The sequence below is a fragment of the Corynebacterium sp. Marseille-Q4381 genome (assembly GCF_036881695.1).
Classification (GTDB): Bacteria; Actinomycetota; Actinomycetes; order Mycobacteriales; family Mycobacteriaceae; genus Corynebacterium.
Map to the genome: position 1 here is coordinate 215,491 of NZ_JBAJNR010000003.1, position 7,678 is coordinate 223,168.

General features: G+C 67.3%; 9 protein-coding genes. 4 read left to right on the top strand and 5 right to left on the bottom strand.

Translation table 11 applies throughout. The annotated features are described in order from the left end of the window. Positions 1-4: 4 nt before the first annotated feature. Positions 5-505 carry a general stress protein gene (locus V6D40_RS04105; protein ID WP_334289088.1) on the bottom strand — a complete coding sequence of 167 codons (501 nt, stop codon included), beginning with the start codon at positions 503-505 and terminating at the stop codon, positions 5-7. Positions 506-532: 27 nt separating this feature from the next. Here V6D40_RS04105 and V6D40_RS04110 point away from each other — a divergent pair, with 27 nt between their 5' ends. Then, positions 533-1,669, top strand: a complete 1,137-nt coding sequence (locus V6D40_RS04110) for an Mrp/NBP35 family ATP-binding protein (protein ID WP_334289089.1) — start codon at positions 533-535, stop codon at positions 1,667-1,669. On the opposite strand, the gene tatB is transcribed toward V6D40_RS04110, so the two are convergent. The 3 genes from tatB to sigE are packed head-to-tail and all read right to left on the bottom strand — an operon-like array spanning position 1,662 to position 3,020. Next, entirely contained in the window at positions 1,662-2,087 is a 426-nt protein-coding gene (gene tatB / locus V6D40_RS04115) for a Sec-independent protein translocase protein TatB (protein ID WP_334289090.1), read from the bottom strand. The genes V6D40_RS04110 and tatB overlap by 8 nt on opposite strands. A gap of 10 nt (positions 2,088-2,097) precedes the next feature. Continuing rightward, entirely contained in the window at positions 2,098-2,433 is a 336-nt protein-coding gene (locus V6D40_RS04120) for an anti-sigma factor family protein (RefSeq protein WP_334289091.1), read from the bottom strand. Beyond that, positions 2,430-3,020: an RNA polymerase sigma factor SigE gene (gene sigE / locus V6D40_RS04125; protein WP_442891882.1), complete on the bottom strand. Its 591-nt coding sequence runs from the start codon at positions 3,018-3,020 to the stop codon at positions 2,430-2,432. The genes V6D40_RS04120 and sigE overlap by 4 nt, the downstream gene beginning before the upstream one ends. A 45-nt stretch (positions 3,021-3,065) precedes the next feature. Here sigE and V6D40_RS04130 point away from each other — a divergent pair, with 45 nt between their 5' ends. Then, on the top strand, positions 3,066-3,683 hold the full coding sequence (locus tag V6D40_RS04130) for an O-methyltransferase (RefSeq protein ID WP_442891885.1): 618 nt from the start codon (positions 3,066-3,068) through the stop codon (positions 3,681-3,683). Here the strand turns inward: V6D40_RS04130 and glgC are convergent. Further along, positions 3,680-4,897, bottom strand: a complete 1,218-nt coding sequence (gene glgC / locus V6D40_RS04135) for a glucose-1-phosphate adenylyltransferase (RefSeq protein ID WP_334289094.1) — start codon at positions 4,895-4,897, stop codon at positions 3,680-3,682. The two genes, V6D40_RS04130 and glgC, sit on opposite strands and share 4 nt — an antisense overlap. Positions 4,898-4,959: 62 nt before the next feature. On the opposite strand from glgC, the gene glgA reads away from it, so the two are divergent. Together glgA and V6D40_RS04145 are read left to right on the top strand one after the other, a co-directional pair. Continuing rightward, on the top strand, positions 4,960-6,141 hold the full coding sequence (gene glgA / locus V6D40_RS04140) for a glycogen synthase (protein ID WP_334289106.1): 1,182 nt from the start codon (positions 4,960-4,962) through the stop codon (positions 6,139-6,141). Between the two features lie 12 nt (positions 6,142-6,153). Continuing rightward, the gene (locus tag V6D40_RS04145; RefSeq protein WP_334289095.1) at positions 6,154-7,575 is read left to right on the top strand and encodes a GH32 C-terminal domain-containing protein; all 1,422 of its coding nucleotides are present in this window, start codon (positions 6,154-6,156) and stop codon (positions 7,573-7,575) included. Positions 7,576-7,678: the final 103 nt, after the last annotated feature.

Genomic DNA, 7,678 nt, shown 5'->3' on the forward strand with positions numbered 1-7,678 from the left:
CCGCCTACGCGCCATCGGCAGGACGCGGATCACCCGCCGGGGCACTTATAGACGCAATCAAGTCGCGGGCCTGAGGCGCCGCGTCCGGCTCGCACAGCACGTCGTAGTGGCCCGCCACGATGGAGGTCGCCGACGCGAAGTCGCGCTTGCCTCCGGAGAACCCGTACGCGATCGCCGCGAAGATGATGCCGAAGATCGCGCCGATCAGAAGGGCCCACAGGAAAATGGACCAGCCGGTGCCCGGCTCGGCGAATAGCGTAAAAATCAGGCCGATGAACAGGCCCATCCACGCGCCAGACAGCGCACCGCCGCCGAGCACCTTGCCCCAGGTCAGCCGGCCGGTGATGTTCTCGACCTGCATAAGGTCGACGCCGACGATGGTGAGCTTCTCCACGGGGAAGTTGCGGTCCGACAGCCCGTCGACAGCCGCCTGCGCTTCAAGATAGGTGTTGAAACTGCCGACCGGCCATCCGGAGGGCACTGCTTTGACGTTGGGTTTAGTCATGGTCCCTCACTATACTTACCCAGTGATATGACTACTTCGAACCACATCACGCGCGAGGCCGTCTACGAGGCACTTTCGCGCGTCGAGGACCCGGAAATTGGCAAGCCGATCACGGAGCTGGGCATGGTCGAGTCAGTGACCATCACCGGCGCGGACGTACACGTGGGGGTCTACCTCACCATCGCCGGTTGCCCGATGCGCGACACCATCGAGCGCAACACCCGCGCCGTGCTGGAGGAGCTCGACGGCGTGGGCAGCGTCGGCGTCACCATGCACACAATGAGCGACGAGCAGCGCCGCGCCCTGTCGGAGAAGCTGCGCGCCGAGCAGCCGAGCACCGCAATCCCCTTCGCCGACCCGGACACCCGCACCCGCATCTACGCGGTGGCGTCCGGCAAGGGCGGCGTGGGCAAGTCGTCGATGACGGTGAACCTCGCCGTAGCACTCGCCGAGCAGGGCCTGAGCGTGGGCATTGTCGACGCCGACATATACGGCCACTCCATCCCGGGGCTGATGGGTTCCGCCGACAAGGGCCCGACTGTCGTGGACGACATGATCATGCCGCCGATCACCCACGGCGTGCGCCACATTTCAATTGGCCAGTTTGTGGAGGGCAACGCGCCCGTTGTGTGGCGCGGCCCGATGCTCACGCGCGCGATCCAGCAGTTCCTCGGCGACGTCTACTGGGGCGATCTGGACGTGCTCTTCATGGACTTGCCGCCGGGCACCGGCGACGTGGCGATCACGGTCGCGCAGCTCGTCCCGAACGCGGAGCTAATCATCGTCACCACCCCGCAAGCCGCCGCCGCGGAAGTCGCCGAGCGCGCCGGCACCATCTCCCAGCAGACGGAGCAGAAGGTCGCGGGCGTGATCGAGAACATGTCGGGGCTCATGCTTGACGACGGCACCGTTCACCACATCTTCGGCCAAGGCGGAGGCCAGCGCGTCGCGGAGCGTCTGACTCAACTCACGGACAGCGACGTGGCACTCCTCGGCTCCGTCCCTTTGGACCCGAAGCTTCGGGAGCACGGCGACGACGGCACCCCTGTGGTCATTTCCGAGCCCGACTCCCCCGCCGCGGCCGAGATCCGCCGCATTGCGAGCACGCTGAAGGTGCGCCGCGACTCCCTTGCCGGCAAGAGCCTCAACCCGCAGGTTAAGTAACATCCTCCCAGGAGAAGCCGCCCCGCCGCTTCTCCTCCGGCGCCGCCGGTTTCGGCCCGGCCTTCGGCGCCGGCCGCGGCCCCGAATTCACGCGCGGTTCCTCGTCCGCCTCCGCGAGCACGCGGCGCGGGTCGAAGCTGCCGAGGTAGTCCTCGTCGCCCTCGAACAACAGCGATGACACCGCCCGCTTCGGCCCCATCGCCGCGTAGCGCGACACAGTGTCGAGCGGCTTTTTGAACTCGTCGAACTCCTCCAGCTCGCCGTTGAGCTCCTTCTTCGCGTTCGCGATGGCCTTGCGGGCGGCGTAGATGGCCGCGCGCACGTCCTCAATCACGCTGGGGAGCCGCTCCGGGCCGATGACGATCAGCCCGATCACGAGGACGAGAAAAAATTCGCCCCATCCGAAACTGGAAAACACCGTTCCTACCCTACTCGCGGCCCAGCAGCGCCCGAAGCGCCTGCTCCGCTTTTTCCCGCTTGCCGGCGGCCGCCTCCCCGCTCTCGGCGCCGCCGCACTCCGCCTTCGTCAGCCCCGACAACTTGGCCACCAGCGAGCTCGGCGCGCGCACGTCCTCGCCGCACGAGCCGCGCACGCGCTCAGACGCGCCGCGCTGGGTGGCGACCTCGTCTTGGCATTCGGGGCATTGGGCGAGGTGTTGCTGGGCCCGTCGATAAGCAGCCGTGCTCAGCTCGTTGTCCACGTACGCCGCCACCGCCTCCGGGCTTAGGTGGTCGGTGGACGAAAAGTGCCGGTGTCCCGTCATCGGGAACGGATCAACTCCCGCGCGGCGACATCCACCTGCGCTTGCGCCTCCAGCGACGCGCGCAGCTGCGTGCGGCCGCGGTGGATGCGCGAGCGCACCGTGCCCATTTTCACCCCGAGCGTGTCGGCGATTTCCTCGTAGCTCATGCCGACGACGTCGCACAGCACCACCGCGACGCGGAAGTCGGGCGCCAGCTCGTCCAGCGCGTGCTGCAGCGCGGGGTCCAAGTTGGTGGCCGTGTACGCCTGCTCCGGCGTCATCGCGGTGCCCGGCACCCGCTCGTAGTCCTCCGGCAGCTCCTCCATCCGGATCTTGGAGCGGTGGCGCACCATGTCCAGAAACAGGTTCGTGGTGATGCGGTGCAGCCAGCCCTCGAACGTGCCCGGCTGGTAGCGCTTCAGGTTGCGGAAGACGCGCATGAACGTCTCCTGCGTCAAGTCCTCAGCGTCGTGCTGGTTGCCGGAGAGGCGGAACGCGAGCCGGTAGACGCTGTCGGCGTGCTCGGCGACGAGCTCCGCCCACGACGGCATCTCCCCGCACCCCGCGTCGAAGGCGGCTGTGCCCGTCAACTCACCAGCGTCGTCCATGCGCAGCATTCTATCCGACTATGCTTTCAGGGTGTGAGTGATGAGATGACGTCGTACATCCTTGAGGCACTGCTTGACGACGCAGCGCTGGAACACGCCTACGTCGAAGGGGAAGAAAACGGGGTGCGCGGGCCGTCGCCGATCGTCGGTTCCCTTTTGACCACCCTGGCAACCGGCGCGTCGCAAGGCGCGGTGGCCGTAACCCCCGCCGCCGGCGTCGTGGGCCTGCACATCCTGCGCGGCCTGCCGGAGAAGGCGACGCTGACCTGCATCGAGCCGGAGGCGGCGCTGCAAAGCGGCGCGAAAGAGGCGTTCAAGCTCGCCGGCCACTCGCCCTCGCGCACGCGTTTCCTCACCGCGCAGCCGGCGAGCGTGATGAGCCGCCTCGCCGCGGAGACCTACCAGCTGATCTACCTCGACGTCTCCCCGCGCGAGCTTGTCGCCATCATGGACGAAGCTTGGCCGCTGCTCACGCGCGGCGGCACGCTGGTCATCGCCGATTCGCTTCTCGACGGCACGATCGCCGACCCCACCCGCCGCGACCGTGAAACCGAGGCCGCCCGCCAGGCCGACGCGCACGCGGACGCGCTTGCGCAAGACGGCGCCAGCGTGGTCACCCGCCTGCCGCTCGACGGCGGGCTGACCCTGATTACGAAGCGTTAGACCACTTCGTTCTTGCCCACGACCACTACCCCGCCGTCGGAGACGGTGTAGCGGGAGCGGTCGCGCTCGTGGTCGACGCCGATGATCTCGCCGTCGGAGACGTAGACGTTCTTGTCCAAAATGGCGTGGCGCACCACCGCGCCGCGCCCGATGCGCACACCCGGCAGCAGCACCGAGCCTTCCACGGTCGCGCCCTCTTCCACGCGAACGTCAGTTGAAAGCACCGAGTTGCGCACCGTGGCGCCCGAGACGATGGAACCGGACGCCACCATCGACTCCTGCGCAATACCGCCGAGCACGAACTTCGCCGGCGGCAGGTTCGAGTCCTCCGTGGAGTGGATCGGCCACGCCTTGTTGTAGAGGTTGAACACCGGGTGCGAGGAGATGAGGTCCATGTGGGCCTCGTAGAAGGAGTCGATGGTGCCGACGTCGCGCCAGTAGCCCTTGTCGCGTTCGGTCGCGCCCGGGACCTCGTTCGTGGAAAAGTCGTAGACGTGCGCCTGGCCCTTCGACACGAAGTACGGGATGATGTCGCCGCCCATGTCGTGAGCCGAGTCGTCGTTTTGCTCGTCTTCGAGGAGTGCTTTGATTAACGCTTCCGTCGAAAAGCAATAATTGCCCATCGACGCGTAGGTGGTGTCCGGGTCGTCCGGCGTGCCCGGCGGGTCGGCGGGCTTTTCCAAAAACTCCGTGATCGAGCCGTCGCCGTCCGCCTGGATGCAGCCGAACGCCGACGCCTCCGTGCGCGGCACGCGAATGCCCGCCACCGTGGCGTCCTTGCCCGAAGCGATGTGGTCCTCCACCATCTGCGACGGGTCCATGCGGTAGACGTGGTCCGCGCCGAAGACGAGAACGTAATCCGGCATGTCGTCGTAGATCAGGTTCAGCGACTGCACAATCGCGTCCGCCGAACCGGAGTACCAGCGCTTGCCGCGGCGCTGTTGCGCCGGAACCGAGGCGATGTACTGCGGCGTCGGACCGGAAACGTTCCAGGCCGTGGCCACGTGGCGGTCGAGCGAGTGCGACTTGTACTGCGTCAGCACCGCAATGCGCATGTAGCCCGCGTTGACCAGGTTGGAGAGGACGAAATCTATGAGGCGGTAATTACCGCCGAACGGGACCGCAGGTTTCGCGCGGTCCGCGGTGAGGGGGAACAAGCGCTTCCCCTCACCGCCAGCGAGAACGATGGCGAGGACTCGAGGCTGGCTCTTCATGGCCCCAAGCGTAGGGAATCCGGCCCGTTTGCGCAGCACATTCAGCAGGTCCATGCACTAGTCTGCGGAAATTATTAAGCTCGGCGGGCATGAAAGTCGGAATGCTGACCAAGGAGTATCCGCCGGAGATCTACGGCGGTGCCGGCGTCCACGTCACCGAGCTGACGCGCTTCATGCGCGACATTGTCAACGTCGACGTGCACTGCATGGGCGCGCCCCGCGACGAGGCGCACGTGTACGTGCACGGCGTGGATCCCGAGCTGGCGGATGCGAACGGCGCGTTGAAGACGCTGTCCACCGGCCTGCGCATGGCCAACGCAGCTTCCGGTCTCGACGTGGTGCACTCCCACACCTGGTACTCCGGCCTCGGCGGCCACCTCGCCGGCCTGCTGCACGACATCCCGCACGTAGTCACCGCCCACTCGCTTGAACCGGACCGCCCGTGGAAGCGCGAGCAGCTCGGCGGCGGCTACGACGTGTCGTCCTGGAGCGAGCGCAACGCGATGGAAAACGCCGACGCCGTCATCGCCGTCTCCTCCGGCATGAAAGACGCGATTTTGCGCGCTTACCCCGCCATCGACCCCGGCAAGGTGCACGTCGTGCTCAACGGCATCGACCCCGAGAAGTGGCACCCGGAGAAGGGCACGATAACTGACGAGCTCGGCGTCGACACCTCCCGCCCCATCGCGAGCTTCGTCGGGCGCATCACGCGCCAAAAGGGCGTGCCGCACCTGCTGAAGGCGGCGCAGCAGTTCGACGAGGACATTCAGCTCATCTTGTGCGCGGGTGCGCCGGACACGCCGGAGATCGCCAAAGAGACCAGCGACTTAGTGGCGCAGTTGCGCGCTGAGCGCGACGGCGTGTTCTGGGTCGAAGAGATGCTGCCGTCGGAGAAGATCCGCGAGGTCTATGCCGCCTCCGACGTGTTCGTCTGCCCGTCGATCTACGAACCGCTGGGCATTGTGAACCTCGAAGCGATGGCGTGCGGCACCGCCGTGGTCGCCTCGCGCGTCGGCGGCATCCCCGAGGTGGTTGTCGACGGCGAGACCGGCACGCTGGTCGACTACAACGAGAACGACGCGGCCGGTTTCGAGCGCGGCATCGCCGACGCCGTCAACGCCATCGCCGCCGACCGCGACGCGGCCGAGCGCATGGGCAAAGCCGGCCGCGAACGCGCGGTCGCCGACTTCTCGTGGGCCACCATCGCCGAACAAACCGTCGACATTTACAAAACGCTGATTTAGGACGCTGCTTACATGACTACCTTCAGACCAGAACTCCACATCACCGCGGAAGAAGGCATCCTCGAAGGACCCGCCGGCGTGGTTCGCCTCGGAGAGGAGAACAACCGCGTTTGGCACATGTTTTACCAGTACCGCCCCACGCCTGACGCCGCGAGCCGGTGGGGCCACAACATGAGCGAGGACGACCCGTTCAGCTGGTACGAGTGCAACGACGCGATCATCCCGGCCGGCGGCGAGCGCCACGTGCGCGCCGGCGCGGTGGTGTGCGGCACCGAGAGCGACGGCGGGGTGGACATCTACTTCACCTCCAACACAGACGCGGGCAACACGATTCAGCTCGCGCGCGTGGACGACGTGAACGGACTTTGCGCCGATCTGGACGCCGACGGTGCTGATGTTTCCGCTGCCGTGAAGCGCCTCGGCCAAGTGGTCGACGCCACCGGCGAGTTCGACAACCTCCGCTCTCCCTGCGTGTTCCCCGGCTGGTCCAGCGCCGCCGACCGCGATTCCGGCCACGAGGGCTGGGGTATGCTGGCTGTCTCCGGCTCCACGGACGCCCCGCAGCCGGTGGTATTGAGTTCGGGCGACGGCAGGGCTTGGCTTATCGACGGCCCGTTGAACTTCAACGGCGACCCCGGCATCGAACTCGACGCCTCCGTGGTCGCCCCGCGTTTGGTCCGCCTGCGCGACGAAGTCGACGGCGAGATTTACGACGTCCTGTTCATCACCGTCGAGCGCGACGGCAAGGACGTGGCGAGCTACATCATCGGCAAGCTGGAAGGCAACACGTTCACCGTTGTCACGCCGAGCCAGCTCTTCGACCACGGCCACGACTTCACCCGCCCGCGCAACACGAACTACCCCCGCATCGCCGAGGAGGAGCTGAAGCGCTACGAGCGCGCGTACATCTACGGCTTCATGACGAACTCGGGCCGCGCCGGCGACCCGACCGCCGAGCCAAACTGGGCGTCCGAGGGCTGGGCGAACACGCTCACCCTGCCGCGCCGCGTGACCCTGCAGCACGGCCACCTCTACCAAGTGCCGGCGCCGGGCCTGCCTGAGGCGGTCGACGCCGCGGAGCGCGCCCTGATGTGGACCGGGCTGTGCACCATCCCCGCAGGTTCCGAGGTCGTCGCCGAGGTGCTCGACGCCAGCGGCGAGCCCGCCGCGCGCATCTCCCACCACGGCGAGCGCATTGAGCTGGACCGCTTCGACGGCGATCCGAAGCAGGCCGCGCTTCACGACGAAGACGAGGACAACATCACCATCATCGTCGACGGCTCCACCCTCGAGGTGTACGCCGGCGGCGGCAGCGTTGTCATGTCCTCGCGCTTCTGGCCCGCGGGCGGCGCAAGCGGGATCCGCGTGCGCACCAGCGGCAGCGCCGAGATCTTCAGCGAGTGGCGGCGCGGCCACACCGCGCTGGGGATCTAATGCCGCGCACGGGAACGCGGCGTAGCAGGGCGATCGCAGCCGCCGCTGCCGCGTCGGCCCTCCTCGCTGCGTGTGGCGGCGAGCCCGCCCCCACCACCTCCGC